Annotated in this window: 24 protein-coding genes; 2 read left to right on the top strand and 22 right to left on the bottom strand. The window is 70.5% G+C overall.

Annotation, left to right across the window (positions count from 1 at the left end):
* Positions 1–68: 68 nt before the first annotated feature.
* Complete coding sequence (locus bpln_RS19250) at positions 69–1,016, bottom strand: dihydrodipicolinate synthase family protein (RefSeq protein WP_042627013.1); 948 nt, start codon at positions 1,014–1,016, stop codon at positions 69–71.
* A gap of 283 nt (positions 1,017–1,299) precedes the next feature.
* On the opposite strand from bpln_RS19250, the gene bpln_RS19245 reads away from it, so the two are divergent.
* On the top strand, positions 1,300–2,010 hold the full coding sequence (locus tag bpln_RS19245) for an HAD family hydrolase (protein ID WP_055139701.1): 711 nt from the start codon (positions 1,300–1,302) through the stop codon (positions 2,008–2,010).
* Between the two features lie 154 nt (positions 2,011–2,164).
* On the opposite strand, the gene bpln_RS19240 is transcribed toward bpln_RS19245, so the two are convergent.
* The 19 genes from bpln_RS19240 to bpln_RS19150 form a co-directional block, all read right to left on the bottom strand.
* Entirely contained in the window at positions 2,165–3,097 is a 933-nt protein-coding gene (locus bpln_RS19240) for an NAD(P)-dependent oxidoreductase (RefSeq protein WP_420807393.1), read from the bottom strand.
* 154 nt (positions 3,098–3,251) lie between these two features.
* On the bottom strand, positions 3,252–4,601 hold the full coding sequence (locus bpln_RS19235; RefSeq protein WP_042627010.1) for an LLM class flavin-dependent oxidoreductase: 1,350 nt from the start codon (positions 4,599–4,601) through the stop codon (positions 3,252–3,254).
* A 322-nt stretch (positions 4,602–4,923) separates the two neighbouring features.
* Positions 4,924–5,625, bottom strand: a complete 702-nt coding sequence (locus bpln_RS19230) for a flavin reductase family protein (protein WP_055139699.1) — start codon at positions 5,623–5,625, stop codon at positions 4,924–4,926.
* A 47-nt stretch (positions 5,626–5,672) separates the two neighbouring features.
* A complete protein-coding gene (locus bpln_RS19225) occupies positions 5,673–6,251 on the bottom strand; it encodes a LysE family translocator (protein ID WP_404991060.1) in 579 nt (192 codons plus the stop codon).
* A gap of 89 nt (positions 6,252–6,340) precedes the next feature.
* Positions 6,341–6,742: a cupin domain-containing protein gene (locus bpln_RS19220; RefSeq protein WP_055139698.1), complete on the bottom strand. Its 402-nt coding sequence runs from the start codon at positions 6,740–6,742 to the stop codon at positions 6,341–6,343.
* A 55-nt stretch (positions 6,743–6,797) separates the two neighbouring features.
* A complete protein-coding gene (gene dmpG, locus bpln_RS19215) occupies positions 6,798–7,844 on the bottom strand; it encodes a 4-hydroxy-2-oxovalerate aldolase (RefSeq protein ID WP_042627006.1) in 1,047 nt (348 codons plus the stop codon).
* Entirely contained in the window at positions 7,841–8,770 is a 930-nt protein-coding gene (locus bpln_RS19210; RefSeq protein WP_042627005.1) for an acetaldehyde dehydrogenase (acetylating), read from the bottom strand. Before bpln_RS19210 ends, dmpG begins: the two co-directional genes overlap by 4 nt.
* Complete coding sequence (locus bpln_RS19205; protein ID WP_055139697.1) at positions 8,767–9,594, bottom strand: thioesterase II family protein; 828 nt, start codon at positions 9,592–9,594, stop codon at positions 8,767–8,769. Before bpln_RS19205 ends, bpln_RS19210 begins: the two co-directional genes overlap by 4 nt.
* Positions 9,591–10,541, bottom strand: a complete 951-nt coding sequence (locus bpln_RS19200) for a branched-chain amino acid transaminase (protein WP_042627003.1) — start codon at positions 10,539–10,541, stop codon at positions 9,591–9,593. Before bpln_RS19200 ends, bpln_RS19205 begins: the two co-directional genes overlap by 4 nt.
* Positions 10,542–10,555: 14 nt before the next feature.
* Positions 10,556–11,239 (bottom strand): RraA family protein, encoded by a 684-nt coding sequence (locus bpln_RS19195; protein WP_042627002.1) that lies wholly within the window; start codon positions 11,237–11,239, stop codon positions 10,556–10,558.
* A gap of 7 nt (positions 11,240–11,246) precedes the next feature.
* Positions 11,247–12,044, bottom strand: a complete 798-nt coding sequence (locus tag bpln_RS19190) for a thioesterase II family protein (protein WP_042627001.1) — start codon at positions 12,042–12,044, stop codon at positions 11,247–11,249.
* Positions 12,045–12,047: 3 nt separating this feature from the next.
* Entirely contained in the window at positions 12,048–12,956 is a 909-nt protein-coding gene (locus tag bpln_RS19185; RefSeq protein WP_042627000.1) for a chlorinating enzyme, read from the bottom strand.
* Between the two features lie 135 nt (positions 12,957–13,091).
* A complete protein-coding gene (locus bpln_RS19180) occupies positions 13,092–13,352 on the bottom strand; it encodes an acyl carrier protein (RefSeq protein WP_042626999.1) in 261 nt (86 codons plus the stop codon).
* Positions 13,349–14,938, bottom strand: coding sequence for an amino acid adenylation domain-containing protein (locus tag bpln_RS19175; RefSeq protein ID WP_042626998.1), 1,590 nt, complete (start codon positions 14,936–14,938; stop codon positions 13,349–13,351). Before bpln_RS19175 ends, bpln_RS19180 begins: the two co-directional genes overlap by 4 nt.
* Positions 14,939–15,243: 305 nt before the next feature.
* Positions 15,244–16,362 carry a helix-turn-helix transcriptional regulator gene (locus tag bpln_RS19170; protein ID WP_055139696.1) on the bottom strand — a complete coding sequence of 373 codons (1,119 nt, stop codon included), beginning with the start codon at positions 16,360–16,362 and terminating at the stop codon, positions 15,244–15,246.
* Positions 16,363–17,168: 806 nt separating this feature from the next.
* A complete protein-coding gene (gene lpdA, locus bpln_RS19165; protein WP_042626996.1) occupies positions 17,169–18,566 on the bottom strand; it encodes a dihydrolipoyl dehydrogenase in 1,398 nt (465 codons plus the stop codon).
* A 4-nt stretch (positions 18,567–18,570) separates the two neighbouring features.
* Entirely contained in the window at positions 18,571–19,929 is a 1,359-nt protein-coding gene (locus bpln_RS19160; protein WP_055139695.1) for a dihydrolipoamide acetyltransferase family protein, read from the bottom strand.
* Position 19,930: 1 nt separating this feature from the next.
* On the bottom strand, positions 19,931–20,974 hold the full coding sequence (locus bpln_RS19155) for an alpha-ketoacid dehydrogenase subunit beta (protein WP_042626994.1): 1,044 nt from the start codon (positions 20,972–20,974) through the stop codon (positions 19,931–19,933).
* 3 nt (positions 20,975–20,977) lie between these two features.
* Positions 20,978–22,210 (bottom strand): 3-methyl-2-oxobutanoate dehydrogenase (2-methylpropanoyl-transferring) subunit alpha, encoded by a 1,233-nt coding sequence (locus bpln_RS19150; RefSeq protein ID WP_042626993.1) that lies wholly within the window; start codon positions 22,208–22,210, stop codon positions 20,978–20,980.
* Here bpln_RS19150 and bpln_RS35765 point away from each other — a divergent pair.
* Positions 22,181–22,477: a hypothetical protein gene (locus tag bpln_RS35765; RefSeq protein WP_141755283.1), complete on the top strand. Its 297-nt coding sequence runs from the start codon at positions 22,181–22,183 to the stop codon at positions 22,475–22,477. The genes bpln_RS19150 and bpln_RS35765 overlap by 30 nt on opposite strands.
* A gap of 275 nt (positions 22,478–22,752) precedes the next feature.
* On the opposite strand, the gene bpln_RS19145 is transcribed toward bpln_RS35765, so the two are convergent.
* Positions 22,753–23,892: a hypothetical protein gene (locus bpln_RS19145; RefSeq protein ID WP_055139694.1), complete on the bottom strand. Its 1,140-nt coding sequence runs from the start codon at positions 23,890–23,892 to the stop codon at positions 22,753–22,755.
* Positions 23,893–24,071: 179 nt separating this feature from the next.
* Positions 24,072–25,022, bottom strand: a complete 951-nt coding sequence (panE, locus tag bpln_RS19140) for a 2-dehydropantoate 2-reductase (RefSeq protein ID WP_055141133.1) — start codon at positions 25,020–25,022, stop codon at positions 24,072–24,074.
* Between the last annotated feature and the right edge of the window lie 65 nt (positions 25,023–25,087).

The following is a 25,087-nucleotide window of genomic DNA, read 5'->3' as shown; positions in this document are numbered from 1 at the left end:
TCGACTTCACATCACTGGCCTTAGCCCGCGCGCCCGCCGGGCGACGGCCGCGCTGCCAGCCCCGCGCGTCAGGCGCGTTCGAGATCGGCCGACCACGAGCGATACCACTCGCGGAACAGCGCGTACTGCTTCTCGGCGTAGTTGCGTTGCGCGTCGCCGAGCACGTCGGTTTCGTTGAAGTGCAGCGTGTATTCGGTGTCGCCGTTCAGCACCATCAGGTACTTGTAGTACAGCACCAGGTCGGTGCCCTCGTCGAACGACGACAGCACGTTCAGCGCCGCTTCCAGCTCCTTCGCCTGACGGCGCGCGAGCGCGTCGCCGGCCGCCGCCCGCTTGCTGAGCGCCACCAGTTGCAGCACCTCGCGCGGCAGCGCGTTGCCGATGCCGGTGATCGCGCCCGTCGCGCCGCAATTGACGAAACCGTGGAACACCTGGGTGTCGACGCCGGCCATCAGGATCACGTTGTCGTCCTGCGAGGTGATGTGCTCGGCCGCGTAGCGCATGTCGGCCGCGCCGCCGAACTCCTTGAAGCCGACCAGATTCGGGAACTGCTGGCGCAGCGCGAAGAACAGGTCGGCGCGCGTGGCGAAGCCGTAGTACGGGCTGTTGTAGATCACCGCCGGCAGCGCCGGCGCGGCCGCGAGGATCGCCGAGAAGTGGGCCTTCTGGGCGGCCGGCGAGGAGCCGCGCGACAGCACGCGCGGAATCACCATCAGGCCGTGCGCGCCCACCTTCGCGGCGTGAGCGGCGTGCGACACGGCTTCCTTCGTGTTCACGGCCCCCGTGCCGACGATGGTCGGCACGCCGGCGGCCACCAGGCGCGCCACGCCTTCCTGGCGCTGCGCCTCGGTCAGCAGCGGCCAGTCGCCCATCGAGCCGCAATACACCACGGCGCGCATGCCGAGCTCGATCAGCTCGCGCCCCTTCCTGACCAGGGCGTCGAAGTCGGGCGTGCGGTCCTGCTTGCAGGGGGTCATGAGGGCCGGAATGGTCCCTTCGAAAACGTTGGTGGTCATTACAGGTTCCTGAAAGTTCGGTGAGACGGATTGAACATCACACGAAACCAGCCTGGGACGAACCGCGCTCCGGGTGACTGAATTCGATGTGCGTATATTTTATACAATGTCAAAAAAGCTGAGAAGCCCCTGGCGTGAATCGGCCGGACATCGCCCGCAATGCCCGCCCGGCGGGCCGCCGCGCCCTCGCCGCCGCGCAAGTTCGGGTAAAGTCGTCGCTTTCCGCGCGGGCCGCCGCCCGCGCGCCGCCTTCCCGCCCCACTGCCGCCTCCGGAGCCCGACGATGCCGCATCCGATCCCGTTCACCACGATCCGCGCGATCGCCTTCGATTTCGACGGCGTGATTCTCGACTCGGTCTGGATGAAGGTGAACCTGTTCCTCGAGTGCTACGAGGACTACGGCAGGCCGCTGACGCCGGCGCAGCGCGCCAAAATGCTCGCGCACCTGACGCATCATGGCGGGGTCGGCCGGGTCGCGAAGTTCGCCCACTACGAAAGCGCGATCTTCGGCCGCGAGCCCGATCCCGAGGTGGTGACCACGCTCGCGCGGCGCTACAGCGAGCTGCTGATGCCGCGCATCGACGCCTGCCCCGAGCTGCCCGGCGCGCGCGCGTTCCTCGAACGGATGCAGGGCCGGCTGTCGCTGCACCTGATCTCCGGCACCACCGACGACGACCTGCGCCACATCACGCAGCGGCGCGACTTCGCGCGCTACTTCCGCACCATCGCCGGCTCGCCGACCACCAAGCCGGTCGCGTTCGCCGACGTGCTGCGGCACGGCGGCTGGCAGCCGGCCGAGGTGCTGGCGATCGGCGATTCGTGGACGGAATTCGACGCGGCGCGCGAACTGGGCATGCCGTTCGCGGGCATCGTGGCGCCGGGCGAGCCGAACCCGTTCCCGGATCCGGTGCTGGTGTACGCGGACATGGCCGCGCTCGGGGCCGCCTGGGACGAGGCCGACGCGACGGCGTGCCGAGGCCGGATTTCTCGATGAAACCGGCTGGACCGGTCGAGCCGATCACGTCGGTTGGATCAATCAAGTCGCCGGGATCGCGCCGCCGCAACGCGGCACGCCGACGAAGCGGCGCGGTCACCCCGGCTGCCTCGCCGCTTCGCCGCCCCGCCGGCGACGCACGCCGCATCGGGCCTCAGGCGCGCCGGGCGTCCGTGCGTGCCTCGATCGCGCGCACCACGGCGGCCATGTCCTCGCCGCCGTGCCCGAGCCTCAGCGTCTCGGTGTAGAGCTCGAAACAGGTGTCGAGTAGCGGCGAGGCGAGGTTCGCGTTGCGCGCGGCCTCGGCGGCGAGCCGGTTGTTCTTCAGCACGTCGGCGATCGACGCCTGCACCTCGAAATCCTCGCGCACCAGCTTGTCGATCTTCACGCGCGAGACGGCGCTCGCCATCGGCCCGGCGTCGAGCACGGTCTGGAACTGCTTCATGTCGAGCCCGTAGAAGCGCGCGAGATGCGAGGCCTCGGCCACCGCGGTCACCATCGGGATCAGGAACGTGTTGACCGACAGCTTCATCAGCAGCCCGGTGGGCACCGGCCCGCAGACCACGGATTCATGGCACATCGGCTTGAGCAGCGGGCGCACTGCCTCGACGTCGGCCGGTTCGCCGGCCAGCATCGCCACCAGTTGGCCGGCCTCGGCCGGCTTGCGCGAGCCCGACACGGGCGCCTCCACGTACCGGCCGCCGGCGGCGCGGATGTCGGCGTCGAGGCCGCGCGAATATTCGGCCGACACGGTGCCCATGTGGACGATCAGGTGGTCCGCCACGCGCCGCGCGAAATCGGGCGTGCCGCGGCCGAGCACGGCGTCGAGCGCCTCGTCGGTCGCCATCATCAGGATCACGGTGCGCGTGTCGCGATAGACCTCGTCGACCGATCCGGCGACCTGCGCGCCGGCCTCGGCGAGCGGCGCGCAGCGTTCCGGGGAGCGATTCCAGACGACCAGCGCGGTGCCCGCGCGCGCGAGGTTGAGCGCCATGGGTTGCCCCATCACGCCGATGCCGATGAATCCGACTTTCATTGAGTGTCTCCGTATCTTCACCATCGCTCGTGGCGATGGCCAGGTGGGGATGGTTGCGGGTTCCGCTCACGATGACGGCCAACGGCAAACGGCGGGCGGCCGGACGATGCGCCGGCCCGATGCTGTCGAGCCTGCGATCGCACGGCCGCCCGTGGCGGACCCGGTCCGGGCGGCGGCGATCGGCCGCGCGCGCCGCCCAGTGTATCTAAATCGCCGCCACCTGTGCGGCCGCCGCGTAGCGGCTCTCGCGGTACGGCAGCCCGAGGTGGTCGCGCAGCGTCGCGCCGCGCAGCACCGGATCGAAGTAGCCGCGCGCGGTCAGCACCGGCAGCACGTGGCGGATCATGTCGTCGAGCCCGAAACCCACCACCGGCAGCCCGAGCATGAAGCCGTCGGCCGCGCCCTCCTCGACCCAGCGGATCATCTCGTCGGCCACGCGCTCCGGCGTGCCGATGAACGCCTCCGAGGTGCCGATGTTCGAGCGCCGCGTGGCCACTTCATAGGCCACCTCGCGCAGCGTCAGCTTGCGCTCGCGCGCGAGCCGCTTGATGTTGTCGGTGGTCGAGCGGAACCCGTCGTTGCCGAGTTCGCCGATCTCGGGGAACGGCCCGTCGAGCGGATAGACGCTGAAATCGTGCTGCTGGAAGAAGTGCCCGAGATAGGCGAGCGCCTCCTTCGGCGAGAGCAGGTCGCGCACCTGGCGATAGCGGTCGTCGGCCTCGGCGTCGGTCGCCCCGACGATCGGCCCGATGCCGGGAAACACCTTCACGTGCTCCGGATCGCGCCCGGCCTGCGCGGCGGCGTCCTTGACGCGACGGTAGAAGGCGCGCGCGTCGTCGAAGGTGCCGCCGTTCGAGAACACCGCGTCGGCGTAGCGCCCGGCGAACTCGACGCCGTCGCCCGACGAGCCGGCCTGGAAGATCACCGGCTGGCCCTGCGGCGAGCGGCGGATGTTGAGCGGGCCGTCCACCGAGTAGTAGCGGCCGCGATGATCGAGCCGGTGCAGCCCGGCCGGATCGAAGAAGCGGCCGGTGGCGCGGTCGCGCACCAGCGCGTCGTCGTCCCAGCTGTCCCACAGGCCCTGCACCACGTCGATGTGCTCGGTGGCGATCTCGTAGCGCGCCGCGTGGTCGGGATGCTCGCGGCCGTAGTTGCGCGCGGTGCCCTCGAGCGAGGACGTCACCACGTTCCAGCCCGCGCGGCCACGGCTGATCAGGTCGAGCGAGGCGAACTGGCGCGCCACGTTGAACGGCTCGGCATAGGGCGACGACACCGTGCCGACCAGCCCGATCTTCGTCGTCAGCGCGGCGAGCGCGGACAGCAGCGCGATCGGCTCGAAGCGGTTCAGGAAGTGCGGCGCCGATTTCTCGGTGATGAACAGGCCGTCGGCGATGAACGCGAACGCGATGCCGGCCGCCTCGGCCGTGCGCGTGCGCTCGGCGTAGAAATCGAAGTTGACGCTCGCGTCGGGCGGCACGCTCGGATGCTTCCAGGCGTTCATGTTCGCGCCCGGCCCCTGGATCAGCACGCCGAAATTGATGCGTTTCTTTTGCATGACGAAGCTTCCTCGCAAAGTGGGAAAGACCCGCGCGTGGCGGCCGGACGCCTGCCGGCGTCGCGCGGGAGAAGAGTCGGGCCGGCGGCCGCCTCGCGCGGCGGCGGGGCGCGCCGGCCTGGCGGGCTCGCGGCCCCGGCCCCGGCCCGCGCGGCGGCCATGCCTTGCCGCGCGGGCCTGCTCGAGCGCACCGGCTGCCTCGCGCGGCGCCCGGGGTCCGTGCATGCCTTCGCGCGTGCCCGCGCACCGGAACCCGCGCGCCAACCCGCGCATGCGCCGGCCCACGAGCGGCGCGCCATGGACGCGTCCGGCCGCGCCGCGCTCATGCGCCGAGCCCGCTCGCGGCGGCCGGCCCGCCGTTCTGCCACAACAGCGGCGCGACCGATTCGGCGGCCGTGACCGCCTCGACGCGCCCGATCACGAGATCGTGGCTGCCGTAGCCGTACATCACGTCCACCCGGCACAGCAGCGTGGCCTGCGCGCCGCTCAACACCGGCAGCCCGCGCGCCTCGCGCCACGCGCCGAACGCGAAGCGCGCCGCGTGCTCGAGCTTGCCGCTGAACGGCGCGATCAGGTCGGCCTGGCGCGCCTGCAGCAGGTTCACCGAGAAGCGCCGCGTGCGCGCGAGCGGCAGGTAGACGCTCGCGTTGCGATTGATGCAGACCACGATCGCGGGCGGCTCGGTGCTGAGCGTGCTGAGCGCGGTGGCCGTCATGCCGTAGCGCGCGCCGTGCTCGCGCGTCGCCACGATCGACACCGCGGCGGTGAGGCGGCGCATCGCGTGCCGGAACTGGCGCGCGAGCTCGGCCTCGTCCCGCCCGTCGCGCCCCGTGCCGGCCGGCTCCGGCCGCGCGGCCGCGCCGTTCTCGGCATGGGCGGCTTGAGCGTCCTTGGCCGCGTCCGCCGCCCCCACCGCGCTGACCGCGCCGGGCCGCGCGCGTCCCGCCGCCGGCGCGGCCACGGCCGCCTCGAGTGCGGCGCGTATCGCGCCGTCGGTTCTTGCGTTGCTCCATGGGCTGGCCATCGTGTCTCCTCGTCGTGTCGGTTGGTTGGAAGCGGCGCCGCGCCCGCTCAGCTCTTGAGCACCGAGTACATCAGCGTGCCGGAGAACATCAGCAGCACCAGCGAGGCGCCGCGCAACAGCGTCGAGGTGCGCTCGGCCCAGGCACGCCGCGACGTGATCAGTCCGCCCAGGCACGACCAGCCGACGCCGATCGGCGCGAGCACGATCAGGAACAGCGCGAACGCGGTCAGGTAGACGTGGATCGAGCGGAACGCCTCGACCGGGAACAGCGTGCTCGCGAACAGCAGCGCCTTCGGGTTCATCAGCGTGGCGACGAACTGGTCGCGAAAGCTGATCGGCCTCACGTCGGCCACCTCGGCCAGCACGCGGCTGCGGGTCCACATCTTCAGGGCGAGGTAGAAGATGTAGGCCGAGCTGGCGAGCTTGACGATGTCGTACAGCCACGGCCGCGTCGCCGCGAACGTGCAGAGGAACAGCCCCCACACCGACACCGCCGCCAGATAGCCGAGCGCCTCGGCGATCACGAGCGGCCAGGTCCCGCGCAGCCCGACCTTCAGGCCCGACGACAGCAGCAGCGTATTGGTGGGGCCGGGCACGACGAGCACCAGCGAGACGTACATCAGCATCCGTAACAACGCATCCTGGAGCGGCACGATGCCTCCTCGATCGGATCAGGATCAGATAACGGGTTGAAGTAACGGAAGCGGCACCGCCGTCAGCCGCGCGCCGGCTCGGCCCGCTCGCGTTCGAAATAGCGGTTGCCGCCGGGTTCGAGCCAGTCCGAGCGCGGCGGCGTGAAGATGTCGAGATCGACGGCATCCTCGAGGCACAGCGCGTTGTGCGGCAGGTTCGCGGGCAGGTGCAGGATGCCGCCCGGGCCGACCTCGGCCTCGTGTTCGAGCCGCTCGCCGTAGCGAAACAGCAGGCGGCCCGACAGGATCACCGTGAACTGCTCGTTCGGATGCGAATGCGTCGCGACGAACGCCCCTTTCTTCATGAACAGCTTCGCCATCATCAGCGCGTCGCCGTTCACCACCTGCCGCTCGATGCGCGGCGTCAGCACCTCGCGCTCGATGCCGTCCCACGTGCCGTGGCCGTGTTCGTTGAGCCCTGCCATGTCGTCTCTCTCCCGGTTGGGGTGGATCGCTTGTCGAATCTCGGCGCCGCGCTGCTCAGGCGGACAGCTCGCGCGCGGTTTCCTGGCGCCGCGCGGCCTGCTGCGCGTCGCGCGCGCGCGCGAGCCGGCTCGCCTCCTCGGTGATGATGTCTTCCTGCCCGGCCACCAGCTTGCGTTCCGCGAGCCGCCGGTACAGCTCGAACTCGTTCACGCCGAACTCGAGCGCGGCCTTCTGGATGTGCGGCACGTAGCCGGAAAAGAGCCCGTAGAGGCCGCTGGCGATGTTGGCGGCCGGGATGTGCGGCGTCTTCGGGCTCAGGAACGCGTCGGACTCGCGCGCGAGCAGCGTCACGCGCTCGAAGCTGGTGTTGGCCGCATGCCCCTCGCGCTCCATCGCGGCCACCAGCGTCTCGAGCTGCGTGTTGCCGGCGCCGGCGCCGAAGCCCTTCACGCAGGCATCGACGATGGTGGCGCCCTCCTCCAGCGCGACCAGGCTGTTGGCCACCGCGAGGCCGAGGTTGTTGTGGGCGTGGAAGCCCACCGCCACCTCCAGCTCGCCCACCAGCAGCCGCACCTTCTCGCGCACCAGCGACGGCGTCGAATAGCCGGCGCTGTCCATCAGGATCACCGCCTGCGCGCCGTAGCCCTGCATCAGCCGCGCCTGCGCGAGCAGCACCTCGGCCGGCGCCATGTGCGACATCATCAGCACGCCGAACGCGGTGCGGCCGGCCTGACGCGTCTGGTCGATGAAGCGCCGCGAGACGTTGGCCTCGGTGCAGTGGGTGGCCACGCGCACCACGTCCACGCCGGTCTCGATCGCCAGCTCGATGTCGGCCGACTTGCCGAGGCCCGGGATGAAATGCACGCCGAGCCGGCTGGTGGTGAGCGCGGCGCGCGCGGTCTCGAGCATGGTGCGGTCGTCGATCGGCGTCTGGCCGAGCAGGCACGACGAGCCGCCCAGGCCGTTGCCGTGGCCCACTTCCACGATGTCGATGCCGGCCGCGTTGGCGGCGCGCGCGTAGTCGGCGATCTGGGCGCTGCTCAACTGATGGCGGATCGCGTGATTGCCGTCCCGCAGCGTCGCATCACTGATGAGGTTCATTGCGTGACTCCTGAGCGAAGGGTTGCATGCCGATGCGTGGCTACCGCGAGCGCCGCGCAGTTGATGATGTCGAGGTTGCCCGCGTACTCGGGCAGGTAGTCGCCGCGCCCGCGCACGGTCAGGCTCACGGTGATGCGCCCCTGGCTTTCGAGCGGCCGCACCACCAACTGATAACCGGGCACGTACTCGCGCACCTGCTCGGCCATCGCCTCGATGCGCGAGCACACCCGGCCGAAGTCGCGGTAGCGCGCGTGCGCGTACAGCGTGGTCTGCATCTGGATGCCGGGTTCGGCCGGATTGATGTTGAGGATCGCCTTGGTGCGCTTCGCGCCGCTGAACTTCGCCAGCGCGTATTCGGTGGTGGTCTGGTATTCGTTGATGTTCTCGCGGGTGGCCATGCCGGCGCTGCGCGAGGCGATCGCCGAGACCACTTCCAGGTAGTCGATCTCGTCGACGGCCTGGCGCAGCGCGTAGGCGAGCGGCAGGCTCGCCTGGCCGCCGCAGGTGATCAGGTTGACGTTCTGCACCGCGTGCGTGTCGGGCAGGTTGATGCAGGGCACGCAGAGCCGGCCGACCTTGGCCGGCGTCAGGTCGATCGCGAACTTGCCGGCCTCGGCGAAGAAGCGGTTGTGCTGCGTGTGCGCGGCCGCGGAGGTGGCGTCGAACACGAGGTCGTAGGCGTCGGCGTTGGCGCGCAGGAAATCGAGCCCGTCGCTCGAGGTCGCCACATGGCATTCGCGCGCGAGCCGCAGCCCGTCGCTGTCCGCGTTGCGCCCGACCACGAACGCGAGATCGAACTGCTCGCACGCCTTCACCTTGAACATCAGGTCGATGCCGATGCTGCCCGAGCCGAGGATGGCGACACGGGTGCGTGCGGTGCCGGGGGCGCGGACCTGGCGCTCGGCACGGGTGGATCGGTTCTTCATCTGCGGTTCTCCTCGATCTGTTGGCGGGCGGCCGCGTGGCCGTGCTGCACGGGCCGGTCCGCCGACACCTGCGCCAGCGCGCGGCGCAGTTCGGCCAGCACGTCCGGCTCCTCGCTGTGCAGGAAAAAATGGTTGCCGGGAAAGCGCACGTAATGGATCGGGCCGGTGGTCTCAGCGCGCCAGCCCTCCACGCCCTCGTCGCTGACGAGCCCGTCGTGGGTGCCGCGCAGCACCAGCAGCGGGCACGCGAGCGGGGTCTGCTCGGTGTAGTGGTAGAGCGCCGAGATGGTCAGGTCCGCGCGCAGCCGCGGCATCCACAGATCACGCATCGACGGCTCGTTGATCAGTTCCTCGGGCGTGCCGTTGTAGTCGCGCACGGTGGCGAGGAACACGTCGTCGGGCAGCGCCTGGATGCCCGCGTCGCGCCACAGGTAGCGCGGCGCGTTGCGCCCCGACGCGACGAACAGAGCCGGCTCGCCGTGGCCGCGCGCGCGCAGCACGCGGGCCAGGTCGAACGCGATCAGCGCGCCCATGCTGTGGCCGAAGAACACGAACGGCAGGTCGAGCCAGTCGGGCACGCATTCGGCCAGCGCCTCGACGATCGGCGTCGCGCTCTCGAACAGCGGCTCGCCGAGCCGGTACTCGCGCCCCGGCAGCTGCACGGCCACCAGCTCGACCCAGTCGGGCAGGCCGCCGCGCCACGAGCGGAAGATCGAGGCCGTGGCGCCGGCGTAGTGGAAGCAGAACAGGCGCAACCGCGCCGGCTGGCCGCTCGCCGCCGGATGCACGATCAGCCAGGGGGATTCGTCCAGATGCGCGCTCATGCCCGCACCTCGTCGCGCGACGGCACCGCCACCGGCACCGTGGTGAGCCAGTTCCACTTGTCGGCGTGGGTGCCGCGCACGATGCCGAAGTAGCGGTCCTGGATCGCCTTGGTGACCGGCCCGCGCGCGCCGTTGCCCACCGGCATGCGGTCGATCGAGCGCACCGGGCAGATCTCCACGGCCGTGCCGGTGAAGAAGATCTCGTCGGCCAGGTACAGCATCTCGCGCGGCAGGCTGGTCTCGGTGACGGTATAGCCGAGGTCGCGCGCGATGCGCATCACGCACTGCCGCGTGATGCCGCTCAGGATGCTGCTGCCCACCGACGGCGTGAAGATCTCGTTGCGATGCACGAGAAACACGTTCTCGCCGCTGCCCTCGCTGATGAAGCCGTGCCCGTCGAGCGCGATGCCCTCGCTCAGGCCGTTCTCGCGCGCCTCCATCGCGATCGCCTGGCCGTTGATGTACTGGCCGCCGATCTTGGCCATGGTGCTGGCCGCGCCGGGGCCATGGCGCCGCCAGCTGCTGACCTGCACGTCCACCCCGCCCGTCAGCGCGGCCTCGCCCAGATAGGCGCCCCACCTGGTGGTGGCCAGCAGCGCCTCGGCCGGATGCGAGCGCGCGTCGAGGCCGAGCGAATCGCCCGCGCCGCGATAGACGAGCGGCCGGATATAGGCCGCGCGATGGCCGTTCGCGCGCAGCGTCTCGGCGCTCACCTCCATCCACTGCCCGACCGTGAGCGGCGACGGAATGCGCGCCACCTTGCAGCTGAACAGCAGCCGCTCGTAGTGTTCGCGACCGCAGAGGATCGCCGCCTTGTCGCCGATCTCGTAGGCGCGGATGCCCTCGAACACGCTCGTGCCGTAGTGCAGCGCGTGGCTCATCACGTGGACCTGCGCCCGCTCCCACGGCAGCAGCTCGCCGTTCTTCCAGATGTATTTCGCGTTCATCGCCGCTCGTCTCCTCACATCACGCTGTATTCGTTGAAGGCATCCACCACGCTGCGCCCCGCCGCCACGGCATCGCGCACCTTGCGCTCGAGCCGGTTCTTGGCGATCGCGCGCGTGATCACCTCGTGCTCCACCTCGCGCGGGATCACGCACACGCCGTCGTTGTCGCCGAACACGAGGTCGCCGGGCCGCACCCGCACCTCGCCGATGCGGATCGAGCAGCGGAAATCCACCACGTTGTGGCGCCCCTGCAGCCCGTAGGCATGGGTGCCGTGCGCGAACACCGGCAGCCCGAGTTCGCCGATCGCGTTGGCGTCGCGCACGTGGGCGTTGAGCACCACGCCGGCCGCGCCGATCTTCTTCACGCGCGAGGCCAGCAGGTCGCCGATGCGCGCGGCGCCCACCGGGCCGCCGCTGGCGATGTACACCTCGCCCGGGCGCAGCGCCTCGATCGATTCGAACAGCAAGCCGAACGGCTTCGCGTCGTAGCGCTTGAGGCCGCCGTGGGGCACCGGCGGATCGTCCTGCACCGGCATCGCGCGGCCGATCATCACCATCTCGGCGCGCAGCGGCCGGATCGCGGGCGGCAGCATCGGCGTGGCGAAACCGAGCTGTTCGAGCACGTCGCTGACGGGGCACGTCGCCAGCTCCTCGCGCATCAGCGCGAACAGTTCCTCATCCGTATTCCATTGGGCCATTGTCTTGTCATCCAGTCAGGGTGGAATCCGGCTCGCCGAGCAGCACGGCCAGCTCCCGGTTGATCTCGTCGAGCACGTCGGCCTGCTTCTCGTGGATGAAGAAGTGACCGCCCTCGAAGTTGCGCAGCCGGAACCCGCCGCGCGTGTGGCGCGCCCAGCCCGCGGCCCCCGCGTCGTCGACCATCGCGTCGGCGGTGCCCTGGAACACCACGATCGGGCAGTCGAGCGGCGGCTCGGACTCGTAGCGATAGGTCTCGAACACCTGGCCGTCGGCGCGGATTCTCGGCAGCAGCAGGTCGAGCAGCACCGGATCGTCGAGGATCGTTTCGGGCGTGCCCTTGCAGGCGCGCAGCACTTCCACGAACTGCGCGTCGTCGAGCGTGTAGCGGATCACTGCGGGCTCGACGTCGGGCGCGTACTGCGCCGAGACGATCAGCACGCGCGGCAGCGCGAACCCGGCGCGGCGCAGCCGCCGCGCCACGTCGAACGCGATCCGCGCCCCGGCGCTGTGCCCGAACATCACGTAGGGCCGGTCGAGCCAGGGCGCGAGCGCCTCGGCGACCGGCGCCCCGATCTCGTCCATGGCGTGCAGCAGCGGTTCGTCGAGCCGGTTCTCGCGGCCCGGCAGCTGCACGGCGATCAGCTCGACCTCGCCGGGCAGCTCCGCGGCCCACGGCGCGAACATCGATGCGCCGGTGCCCGCGTAGTGGAAGCAGACGAGCCGCACGCGCGCGTCGGACCTCGGACCGCCGGCGCCGAACCGGAGCCAGTCGGACTCGCGCGTCTCCAGATCGGCGCCGGTCATCGCTCAGGCCGTCGCCGTGGCCTTGGCGGCCAGCGGTTGCGAGACGCGGTTGTGACCGTAGCGATCCTCACCGGCCACCAGCACCGTCGAGTAGCGGTCGAGCGGCAGCACTTCGCCGAAGTGATGGAACGATTCCTGGCCCGCGTACACCTTCACGTGCGTCGGCACGTAGCGCGTGGCCCAGCCGAAGCGCACCGAATCCTTGGTCGAGTTCGGGTTGGAGCCGTGCATGCAGCGCGACGTGAAGATGAAGAACTGGCCGGGCTTCACTTCCATGTGAACGGCGCGGTCCTCGTCGGGCTTCCACTTCGGATCGAGCTTGAGCTTCTCGTAGTCGTAGCCGTAGAAGCCGGACTTCTGGCCGTCGTCGAGCACGCGCTGGTTGAAGTTCTCCGGCTCGAACGGGATGTTGCGCTTCTCGTCGAAGTACCAGGTGCGGTGGCTGCCGGGCATCAGCTTCAGGCAGCCGTTGGCCTTGGTGGCCTCGCTCATCGCGACCCAGGCCGTCAGCTCCCACGGGCGGCCCTCCTCGGCCGCGGTCGGTTCGAGCTTCTCGGTGCCCTCGAACTCGACGAAGCTCTCCGCCTGGTGCCAGTCGGTGCCTTCGTCGCCCGGGTACTTCGGGAACCACTCGGTGCGCCAGCTCAGCACGTCCGGCCCGAGGATGCTCGAGATCCGGTCGACGATCGCCGGATGGCTGCTCATCCGGCTCAGGTTCGTCAGGTCGAGATGGCGGTCGTAGTTGAGCTTGCTGTTCGGGAACGGCGCGTTGGTGGCATCGAGCAGATCCATGCGGACCTCCTCCCAGACGCGCGTCATCTCTTCCGGCTCGTACAGCGTGAACGGACCGGCATAGCCGTTCTCGTAAAAGAACTTCTTCTCGTCCTCGGACAGGTGAAAACGCTTCTGCATCTCAGTTCTCCTAAATTTGCATGGAAGACCATGCGCGGGGTAACGACGGGTACTGCGGGGTTCCACCGCTCGCGCGGCGCCGGGGGCGGACGAACCTCGGGATCGACCGGGCAGCGGGCTCTCGCCCGCCGCCGGTCAGCTCGCCGCGTCGGCCGTGTTGCGACTCGCCTCGCGCAGCGCGTCGGTGGCCGCCGCCAGCTCGGCGACGCTCGAACGCGTGCGGTCGAAGAACTGACGCGGCGGCGGCGTGATGCCCACCTTCGCCTTCATCTGCTTCAATACTTCGACGAGATTCAGCGAGTTGCCGCCGATATCCGGAAAACGCGTCTCGGGCGTCACGTTCTTCACGCCGATCACGTCTTCCAGAACCTGAATCAAGATGGCTTCGGTTTTCATGAATTGACTTCCTCCTGGTGGCTTGTATTGATGCGTTGCTGCAAAATCGACAGAAGCGCCTTGCGATCCGTCTTTCCCGACGACAACACCGGAAACTCGTCCAACACCGTCAGATAGCGCGGCACCATGTAGGCGGGCAGCTCGCCCGCGAGGCGCTGCCGGATCGCGGCGAGCTGCGACCCGGTATCCACCGCCTGCGCCTGTTCGAACAGCACGCCGGCCGCGAGCACCTTCTCGCCGAAGCGCGTGTCGAGCACGACGATCTCCGAGCCGTGGACGTGCGGCACGCTGTCGATCACGCGCCTCACCTCGTTCAGATGGATCCGGTAGCCGCCGAGCTTGACCTCGTTGTCGCGGCGGCCCATGTAGAACAGGCTGCCGTCGTCGAGCCAGCGGCACAGGTCGCCGGTGCGATAGAACGGCACGCCGCCCACGTGGGTGAGCCGCGCGGCGGTCTCCTCGGGCAGGTGCCAGTAGCCCTGCATCACCTGGGTGCCGCCCACCATCAGCTCGCCGGGCGTGTCGGGCGTGTCGATCGCGCGGCCGTCGTCGCCCACCAGCAGCACCTTCACGTGCTCGAGCGGCACGCCGATCGGATAGAGCGTGCGGCGCTCCGGCTCGATCTCGCGGATCACGTGGGCGGTGGACGCGCAGGTCGCCTCGGTCGGCCCGTAGGCGTTGATCACCTGCACGCCGGGGGTCTTGCGCATCCAGCGCTGGACCGTCTTGATGTCGGGCACGTCGGTGCCGGTCAGGATCTGCTTCAGATGCGGCAGCGGCGCCGTGGCGAAGTGCTCGGCCTGCGCGAGCAGGCCCAGCATCATCCCCCACGCGGAAAAGTGCGTGACGTCGTGGGCGCAGAGCGCGTCGAGCATGATGTCGGGCACCACCACGTCGTCGTGGACGTACAGGTGCGCGCCCTGCGAGAGCGGGAACAGCATGTCCATCAGGAACACGTCGAAATGCAGCGGCGAGAAGCTCGCGCAGCGCGACTGCGCCGTCACCTCGTAGACGCGGCGCGTGCCGTCGAAGAAGTCGGCGATGCCGCGATGCGCGATCAGCACGCCCTTGGGGCGGCCGGTCGAGCCCGAGGTGTAGATGCAGTAGGCGGTGGCCGAGGGGTCGAGATCGGGCAGCGGCAGCGCGCGCACGCAGGCGTCGCGCAGCGCCGAATCGTCATCGTCGTGGAGCCGCTCGACGTCGCTCACGCGCAGCACCGGCGCCGCTTCGGGCAGCGCCCCGGCCACCAGCTCGGCGATCTCGTCGTCGGCGATCACCAGCGCCGGCGCGATGTCGGTGAGGATGTAGCGCAGCCGCTCGACCGGCATCTTCGGGTCGAGCGGCACGTGGATGCAGCCCGCCTTGAAGGTGCCGACCATGGTCGCGACCATCAGCGCGCAGCGGCTCGCCACCATCACCACCCGGTCGCCCGGCGCGCAGCCATACGACTGCAGGCGCAGCGCGAAACGCGTGCTGAAGATGTCGAGGTCGGCGTAGCTGAAATCGCCGCGTGAATCGGACAGCGCCGCGCGATACGGCGTGGCCTGCGCGTGCGTCTGGATGGCTTGAACGATGTGTCCGGACATCTCGATGACCCTCCTGCGATGTGTCTCTATGGGCACCTTCTGCAAGGCGGGCGACATGGCGCACCGATCCCTCGAACGCATCGCGTGGTGCATGCAGGCAGGCATGCGCGATGCTTCCGGCCGGGTTCGGCCCCTCGGTTTGGTCGGACGGCCGTGGGTGCGCGCCGCATTGGATGCGGCGCGCCCGCGGGCTGCGTCCCTCTCTCTCATTCGTGTTTCTTCTGCTCGATTCCTGAGATGCACATTAACGGGATAGCGGCGGGGAATGACTTAGATCGTTTCCTGCATATGCATGGAAGTTTTCATCATTCCTGGATATAACCGTCGCCGAGCAGCCCGAGCTGGCGTGCCTTGTTGGCGCTGACCTTGATGTGTTCGCTGTCGAGCTTGCGGTTGATCGCGGTGAACAGCTGGTAGGCCGCGCGTTCGGCGATGCCGAGTTCCGCGGCGACGTGGCGCGCGCTGCCGCCGCGCGCCACCAGCCGCAGCGCCTGCAGCTCGCGCGCCTCCAGCGAAAGCGTGGCGGCCAGCTCGCGGCGGCGCCGCAGCACCTGCCATTCGAGCAGCTCGTTGGCGAGGCCGCGCAGCGGGCGGCGGTGCGCCCACAGCACTTCCTCGCCGCCGGGCGGCTCGGCCGCCGTGCTGACGTGCAGCACGCCGATGGTCGCCACGTCGCGCCGGTGCGCCGGGTGGAACTGGTGGCTGCGCATGCCGTGCAGCGGGCCGTGGCGGTTCAGCCAGTGGCCGGACGGCATCACCAGCGACGAGCCGCGCAGCGGCCGCGTGTCGTCGTGCGCGTGCGCGACGGCGGGATCGTTCAGGTACCAGTGGCGATCCACGTACTGCTGCGCCCAGGCCGGATCGCCGCCGATCAGCAGGTGATGCGCGGCGACCTCGCCGCTGCGCTCGTCGTAGACGAACCAGTGGAAGAAGCACTGCACGGCGCCGCAGGCGCCCGTGATGCGCCGCATCAGCGTGATCAGCTCGGCGTCGCTCTCGCATTCGGACGCGTAGGCGGGCAGCCGCTCCGGCGCGCGCGGCGCGGCCGGGGCGGAAGCACCGGAGGCACCGGGCGCGCCTGGCGAACCTTGACCACCGGCCGGGCCAGCCGCCTCGGCCGGCCCGTCGGCGGCCGCCGCCAGTGCATCGAGCACCGCGCGGTATTCGTCGCCGAGCTGCGCCGCGTAGGGATCCTGCGCGACGAATTCGGCCAGCGCCGCGCGATCGCGCGCGTCGATGCGCTGGATCGAGTGGGGCTCGCCGGGCGCGCGCCGGTGCCGCTCCAGCACGAAGCCGTGCCGGGGGCTGCCGCGCGCCACGAGCGAGATCTGCTTGCCGCCGGTCACGCCGTGGCGGACCTGCAGGAGGTCGTCGTAACCGAATTCGGGGGTAGGACGGGAAGGGGGAACGGAGTGTCGAGCCATGTGCGCCGGACCACGTGTCGAATGAGTGGAGGCGATGGCGGTCCGTCCGGCCGCCGCGCTCGCCAATCGAACCGGCACGGCGACAGGAACGGATTGCGCACGGGACGTGAACGCAATGAACGACTGGGACGATCGACTGGATTGGCATGCCTCGCTCCGCGCCACGCGCACCGACGGCCATCGGTGGGATCGAGCGCGCGGCGGATGCGCCGCCGCGCGCCGGTGATCTCGAGCGACGAGAAACGGACCCGGCCCGGAGCCAACACGGCCGGGCACGGCACGCCGCCGAAGCGGGCGCGCAGCAGCCGGCACGGCCGGGCGGTGGAAGCCGAAGTGACAGACAGACGAACGTGCGCGGCCGGCAAGGGCGGCGGCACGTGACGACGCGGCCGCGACGCGTCGATGGACGCGGCGCGGCCGCCCGATGTGCGCGGAGCCGGGAGGCCCCGCACCGGGGTCGCGAACGCAGCGCGGCGGCGCAGCGTCGCGCACGGCACGCGACCCCGCTACGGCAGGCCTGGCCGCGGCGGACGGTGCCGGTTCGCTCGTGCGGCCCGAAGCCTCTGCTGGACTCGGGCCGGATTGCGGGGACGATGACGGCGGGTGCGGTAGAGGCCGCACCCGCGCTTGCCCGCGCCGTGCGCCCTTCCGCCCCGCCATTCCTTGTAGCTGAAACTCAGACTTCGCACTCTCTCGTCGTCGAATGCCTGATGGCCGGGTCCGTCGCGCGTCCCGGCCTTGTGTTGTTCATCGTTTGCCGCGCGGGATGGCGCGCGTCCTGGCGCGCGCCATCCCGTCACCACCGGTCAGACATGCAGCGCGTGACCGAGCGCGCGCAGCGCCGCTTCCTGCACCGCCTCGCCGAGCGTCGGATGCGCGTGGATGGTGCCGCCCACGTCCTCGAGCCGCGCGCCCATCTCGAGCGACTGCGAAAACGCCGCCGCGAGTTCGGACACGCCGCGGCCGACCGCCTGCCAGCCGAGGATCCGGTGATCGTCACGCCGTGCCACCACGCGCACGAAGCCGTCGGTGCCTTCGATCGTCATCGCGCGGCCGTTGGCTACCAGCGGGAAGCTGGCCGCCAGCGCGTCGTCGGGCGCGGCGGCGTCGTGCGGCGCGAGCCCCACCGACACCACCTCGGGATCGGTGAAGCAGATCGCCGGGATCGCGGCCGGCATGAAGCGCCGCCGCTTGCCCGAGACGATCTCGGCCACCATCTCGCCCTGCGCCATCGCGCGATGCGCGAGCATCGGCTCGCCCGCCAGGTCGCCGATCGCCCAGACGTTGCGCATCGAGGTCCGGCACTGGTCGTCGACCTTCAGCGCGTGGCCGGCGCGATCGAGCTGCAGCGCCTCGAGCCCCCAGCCCTGGGTGCGCGGCCGGCGCCCCACCGCCACCAGCACGCGGTCGGCCGGCAGCGCCGTCTCGGCGCCGGCGGCATCCTGCACGCGCACCGCGTCGCCGGCCGGGCTCAGGCCCAGCACCTTGCGGCCCAGCTGCAGCGTGATGCCGAGCCGCGCGAGCGCGGCGGCCACCGGCTTGGTCAGCGCCGCGTCGTAGATCGGCAGGATGCGCTCCTGCGCCTCGACCACGCTCACTTCGGCGCCGAGCTTGCGGTAGGCGATCGCCAGCTCGAGCCCGATGTAGCCGGCGCCCACCACCACCAGCCGGCGCGGCAGCGTGGCGGGCGAGAGCGCCTCGGTGGACGACTGCACGATGCCGCCGAACGGCATCGACGGCAGCGCGACCGGCTCGGAGCCGGCCGCGAGCAGCAGGTGCTCGCAGCGGATCCGCACCGGGCCGGCGGCTTCGCGCGCGACTTCCACGGTCTTGCCGTCGATCACGCGCGCGTCGCCGCGCACCAGCTCGACGCCGTGGCGCTTGAGCAGCGTGGCCACGCTGCCGGTCAGTTTCCCGACGATGCCGTCCTTCCAGGCGACGGTGCGCGCGATGTCGATCTCGGGCGAGGCCACGCGGATGCCGAGCGGCGAGTCGCCGTTGTAGTGGCGGGCCTTGTCGAACTCGTCGGCCGCGTGGATCAGCGCCTTGGACGGGATGCAGCCGATGTTCAGGCAGGTGCCGCCCGGCTGCGCGCGCTCCACCACCACGGTGGGCACGCCCAGCTGCGCGGCGCGGATCGCGGCGACGTAGCCGCCCGGGCCGGCGCCGACGATGAGCAGCGTGGTTGTAATCGGTTCGTTCATCGGCTCAATCCACGAAAAGCAGGGCCGGCTGCTCCAGCAGCGCGCGCACGGCCTGAATGAATTCGGCGGCGTCCATGCCGTCCACCACGCGGTGATCGAACGACGAGGACAGGTTCATCAGCTTGCGCGCGACCACCAGGCCATGGCGGATCATCGGCCGCTCGACGATGCGGTTCACGCCGACGATGCCGACCTCGGGATGGTTGATCACCGGCGTCGAGACCACGCCGCCCAGCGCGCCGAGGCTCGACAGCGTGATGGTCGAGCCGCTCAGCTCGTCGCGCGCCGCGCGGCCGCTGCGCACCGCCTCGGCCAGCCGCGCCACCTCGGCCGCCAGCGCCCAGACGTTGCGCGTCTCGGCATGGCGCACCACCGGCACCATCAGCCCGGCCTTGCTCTGCGTGGCCACGCCCAGATGCACGGCGCCGTGGCGCGTGACCACGCCGGCCTCGTCGTCGTAGCGCGCGTTGATCTGCGGGAAATCGGCCAGCGCGATCACCATCGCGCGCGCGATGAACGGCAGCATCGTCAGCTTGCCGCGCGTCTCGCCGTGGCGGCGGTTCAGCTCGGCGCGCAGCGTGTCGAGCTCGGTCACGTCGATCTCCTCGACGTAGCTGAAGTGCGGGATGCGCCGCTTCGATTCCTGCATCTTCTCGGCGATCCGGCGGCGCAGCCCGATCACCTGCACCGCCTCCTCGTCGCGGCGCTCGGCATAGCCGCCGCGCGCGGCGGGCGCGCCGCCGCCCGACATGCCGCCGCGGCCCTGCAGATAGGCGTCGAGATCCTCGTGCAGGATGCGCGCCGCCTCGCCCGTGCCGCGCACGAAACGCAGCTCGATGCCGAGATCCCAGGCGCGCTTGCGCACCGCCGGCGAGGCGAGCGGCCGCTCGCCGGGCTCGCGCGCGACGGGCAGCGCGGCCTCGCGTTCGCCGTGCCCGGCCACCGGCGCGAGCGCGGCCTGCGCCGGTTCGCGGGCCGCCGGGCGGACCGACTCGCGCGTGGCTTCCTGCACGGGTTCACGAGCGGGTTCATGCTTCGGCTCGGGCGCCGCTTCGCGCGCCGGCGCGGCCGGCTGCGCCTCGTTCGCGGCCACCGCCGCCTCGCCGCGATGGTTGCCGCTGCCGTCCACCTCGATGCGGATCAGCTCCGCGCCCACCGCCATCATGTCGCCGGCATTGCCGCCGAGCGCCGCGACCACCCCGGCCACCGGCGACGGAATCTCCACCGACGCCTTGTCCGTCATCACGTCGGCCAGCGCCTGATCCTCCTTCACGAGGTCGCCCACCTTCACGTGCCACAGCCCCAGTTCGACTTCCGCGATGCCTTCGCCGATGTCCGGCATCTTGATCACATGGATACCCATCTCAGCCCTCCATCACGCGTCGCATCGCCTCGCCCACGCGGCTCGGCCCCGGAAAATACGCCCATTCCTGCGCATGCGGATAAGGCGTGTCCCACCCGGTGACGCGCTCCACCGGCGCTTCGAGCCAGTGGAAGCAGTGCTCCTGGACGAGCGCGATCAGCTCGGCGCCGAACCCGCAGGTGCGGGTGGCCTCATGCACCACCACGCAGCGCCCGGTCTTGCGCACCGACGCGACGATCGCGTCGAGATCGAGCGGCCACAGGCTGCGCAGGTCGATCACCTCGGCGTCGATGCCGGTTTCCTGCGCGGCCGCGAGCGAGACGTGGACGGTGGTGCCGTAGGTCAGCACCGTCATCGCGTGGCCGGGCCGCACCACCGCGGCCGTTTCGAGCGGCACGGTGTAGTAGCCCTCGGGCACGAGGCTCGCCGGATGCTGGTTCCACGGCGTGACGGGACGCTCGTGGTGGCCGTCGAACGGGCCGTTGTAGAGGCGCTTCGGCTCGAGGAAGATCACCGGATCGTCGTTCTCGATCGCGGCGATCAGCAGGCCCTTCGCGTCATACGGGTTCGACGGCATCACCGTGCGCAGCCCGCAGACCTGCGTGAACATCGCCTCGGGGCTCTGGCTGTGCGTCTGGCCGCCGTAGATGCCGCCGCCGCACGGCATGCGGATGGTGAGCGGCGCGGTGAATTCGGCCGCCGAGCGGTAGCGCAGGCGCGCTGCCTCGGAGACGATCTGGTCGGAGGCCGGATAGAAATAGTCGGCGAACTGGATCTCGCAGACGGGCCGCAGCCCGTAGGCGCCCATCCCCACCGCCACGCCGACGATGCCGCCCTCGGAGATCGGCGCGTCGAACACGCGCGAGCTGCCGAACTTCGCCTGCAGGCCCTCGGTGCAGCGGAACACGCCGCCGAAATAGCCGACGTCCTGGCCGAACACCACCACGTCGCCGCTGCGTTCGAGCATCACGTCCATCGCGGAGCGCAATGCCTGGATCATGGTCATGGTCGTGGCCGACTGACCCTTCGGTTGTGCTGTGGTCATCGGTCAGACTCCGAGTTGCTGGCGCTGGCGCCGCAGGTGTTCCGGCATGTCCTTGTAGACATCCTCGAAGAAGCTCGCCACGTCGGCGACGCGGTCGTCGCCGAGCGTGCCGAAGCGCTCCGCCTCCTTCTGCGCGGCGATCACCTCGGCCTCGAGCACGCCCTTCAGGTCGGCATGCTCCTGCTCGGACCAGATGCCCTCGCGGATCAGGTGGCGCTTGAAGCGCTCGATCGGATCACCGAGCGGGAAATGGGTCCAGTCGTCGCCGGGGCGGTACTTCGACGGATCGTCCGAGGTCGAATGCGGGCCGGCGCGGTAGGTGACCCATTCGATCAGCGTCGGGCCGAGGTTGCGCCGCGCGCGCTCGGCGGCCCAGCGCGAGGCCGCGTAAACCGCCAGGAAGTCGTTGCCGTCCACGCGCAGCGAGGCGATCCCGCAGCCCACGCCGCGCCCGGCGAAGGTCGCGCCCTCGCCGCCCGCGATCGCCTGGAACGTCGAGATCGCCCACTGGTTGTTGACCACGTTGAGGATCACCGGCGCGCGGTAGACGTGCGCGAAGGTCAGCGCGGTGTGGAAGTCCGCCTCGGCGGTGGCGCCGTCGCCGATCCAGGCCGACGCGATGCGCGTGTCGCCCTTGATCGCCGAGGCCATCGCCCAGCCCACCGCCTGGATGAACTGGGTGGCGAGGTTGCCCGAGATCGTGAAGAAGCCGGCCGCGCGGTTCGAGTACATCACCGGCAGCTGGCGGCCCTTCAGCGGATCGCGCTCGTTCGACATCAGCTGGCACATCAGCTCGACGAGCGGCACCTCGCGCGTGATCAGGATGCTTTGCTGGCGGTAGCTCGGAAAGCACATGTCGCCGTTGTCGAGCGCGAAGGTGTGCGCGGTGCCGATCGCCTCCTCGCCCAGGCTCTGCATGTAGAACGAGATCTTGCGCTGGCGCTGCGCGATCAGCATCCGCGAATCGAACACGCGCGTCTTGAGCATGGCATGCATGCCGGCGCGCAGCCGCTCGCGATCGAGTTCGGGTGCCCAGGGACCGACCGCGCGTCCGTCGTCGTCGAGCACCCGCACCAGGCCATGGGCCAGATCGCTGGTATCGACCGGCGTGACGTCGATCGGCGGCCTGCGCACCTTGCCGGCCGGGGAAAGTTGCAGATAGGAAAAATCGGTTTTGCAGCCCGGTCGCCCGGTCGGCTCCGGTACATGCAATTTCAATGGCCCGTATTGGCTCATTTAATCATCTCCACGTTTGATTTTGTCGCCCGCTTCGGCGGTGATCGTAACAATTCGCCGTCCGGAGTGATAGAGCCTTTCGTCCCGGAGTCGTACCGATTTTCAAAATGTTTTTTCGATGTTATTGAAAACCGAAATAGAACGAAAAAAGTGGTATTTCCGATCACCGCCGGCGCGCGGAAAAGCAAGGCCCGGCGGGGCCGGAGCGCAAATTGGCCGGATTTTTCGGCCGGCGTGAGCGGCGTGCCGTTTTTATTTCTCCCGTAATCGTCTGGATTTATTCATTACGCGCGGGACTCGCATGGTTTTTGAATTCCATGGTGATATTGCGCGCAGTTCGCGGCTTGTGCGGGGCGCTGCCGGGAAACCGCCGGCGCGCCGGCGTGAAAGATTGCGCGCGGGGGCGGCGCAGGGCGGGGGAAATCGGGGGCGGAGCGGGAGGGACGGGTGGAAAGCTGACGAAGGACGGCGCGCGGGACCGGTCCCGGTGATGGGACCGGTCCCCGGCTCGTCGGGCACGGCGCCCGACGAGCCGGCCGGCGCTAGGCGTCCACCGCCTGGGACAGCAGGTTCTTGAAGTGATTCAACAGCTGCTGCGCCATCTGCAGATGGGGATCTTCACCGGGCTCGCCCACCACGCCGAGCATCGTGTTCACGGCCGGCAGCATGTTCTGCGGCGGCAGGTGGACGATCTGCATCGTCAGGTTCTGGACGGCCTCCCCGCGATCGGGCCCGGCGAGCTTGTCGATGCGCGGCAGCAGTTCGTCGAACGCCTTCTGCCGCTCGCCCGGGTCCGGCAGCTGATGCACGGCCGCGGCCAGCGCGGTCAGCTCGGCCTTGCCCCCGCCGCCCGGTTCCAGATGCGCGATCGCGCCGTCGAACGCGGCCTGCCGCACGCCGGGATCGGCCACGTCGAGCCGGTACGCGAGGCTGCTGATCGGCGCGCCGCGCGAGCCTTGCGGCAGCTTGCCGATCTGCGTCATCAGCCGCCCGACTTCGGCCTGCTGCTGCCCGGGCGTCAGGCCCGGCACCGAATAGGCGAGACCGGCCAGCATCTGCGCGTGCTCGCCCGGCGTGGCCTGACCGCTGCTCACCACGTGTTCCATCGACGCGAACGTGTTCTGGAACGCGCGCGCGCGATCGCCCTCGGGCAGCTCGCAGGCCTGGAAGCCGAGGCGGGCGAGCGGGTGCGCTTGGGCCGCTGGCGGCAGCTCGCCGACCGCCTTCGACACGGCCTGGAACGCCGCCGCGCGATCCTCCGGCGGCAGCGTCTCGATGCGGTTGGCCAGCGCTCCGAGCGGCTTCGCGTGCAGGCTTGGGTCGAGGCCGCCCAGTTCGCCGAGCGCCGCCTGCAGGGCCGGCAGCGTCGTGATCGTCTCGGCGGCGGCGACGATGCGCGCCGACTCGGCGGGATCGGTCGAGCGGGCCGGCGCGGGCGTTGCGACGTCTTGGGACGCGGCGCGGCCGCGGCCGGTGCGGGCCGCTTCGGCACCGCCCTCGCCGCGAACCGGCGACGGCGGCCGGGAACGCAGCCCGGCCAGCTGGGCCGGACCGCTCTGCTGCGCGGCGGGCAGGCCGCGGCCGGTGCGCGCGTCGGCGCCGTCCGTCGTCCCCGGCGAGGCGGGCGTGGACGGTGTGGTGATCGACGGCGTCGACGGGGAGGGGGAACGGATCGGAGCCATGCGCTTTCCTGGCAAAACCTCGATGGGACCATCGCTGGCCGACGACGAGCCGACAACGGCGAACCGGTTTGCGGGAAAACGAACCGCCGCAGGGCGGCGGGCGCCGCGGTTGCGTGCCGGGCCCCCTCGGGCCGGCCGGGCGCGGGCGATGTCGGCCGCCCGGAGCCCGGAGCCCGGCGTCAGGCGTTCGCGGCTTCGCGCGCGATACGCGCCTCGTAGGCCTTCAGGTGGTTGTAGGCGACGCGCAGTAGCGACAGGCCGCCCGTGCCCGGCTCGGAGGGCGCGCGCGCGAGCAGGTCGCCGATCACGTGGTCGGCCTCCACGCGCGAGCGGTTCTCTACGTCGCGCAGCATCGAGGCCGTCATCGCCGACGGCGTGAACAGGATCCGCCGCGACCGCTCGTGGGTGGCGGCGGGCGGCGGGTAGCCGTGATGCGCGGCGATCGCGCCGGTTTCGGCATAGAGCGCCTCGAGCAGCTGCCGGCCGTCCGGCGCCGCGAGGATGTCGCCGATCGAGGCGCGCATCAGCGTGGTGGCCGCCGCGAGCGTGGCGAGGAAGGTCCACTTGTCCCACATGCGGGCGACGATGTCGTCGCTCGGCAGCACGTCGAAGCCCGCGCCCGAGAACGTCTCGGTGATCGCCCGCACGCGCGCCGGCATGCCGCCGGCGAGATCGCCGAAGCCCACCGCCTGCGAGTCGTTCAGGTGGACGATGCGCTGCCCGGCGTCGAGCGTCGAGGCGATCATGCAGAGGCCGCCCAGCACACGCTCGCGGCCGAAGCGGGCCTGCAGCACGTCGAGGTGGCGCATGCCGTTGAGCACCGGCAGGATCAGCGTGTCGGGGCCGACGAACGGCGCGAACGAGTCGATCGCGTCGTCGAGGCCGTAGGCCTTGCAGCTCAGGAACACCAGGTCGAACGCGCCGGCGCGCGCGGCGTCGCCGGCCTGCACCGTGTTCACGCCGGCGAGCGTCAGGTCCCCGGCGTGCGGGCTGCGGATCACGAGGCCGTCGCGCGCCAGCGCGCGGGCGCGGCCCTCGCGCACGAGAAACGTCACGTCACGTCCGGCCGCCGCCAGCCGTCCGCCGAAATAGCCGCCCGTCGCGCCCGCGCCCACCACCAGAATCCGCATCGCCATCTCCTTGCATTCGTCTTTCAAAGGGTTCGCCATTGGTGCCCATGGCGCCGCGCGGGCGC

Origin of the sequence: Burkholderia plantarii, assembly GCF_001411805.1 — a bacterium.
In the GTDB taxonomy this organism is placed as follows: Bacteria; Pseudomonadota; Gammaproteobacteria; order Burkholderiales; family Burkholderiaceae; genus Burkholderia; species Burkholderia plantarii.
This window is presented reverse-complemented; position numbering and strand designations above follow the sequence as displayed.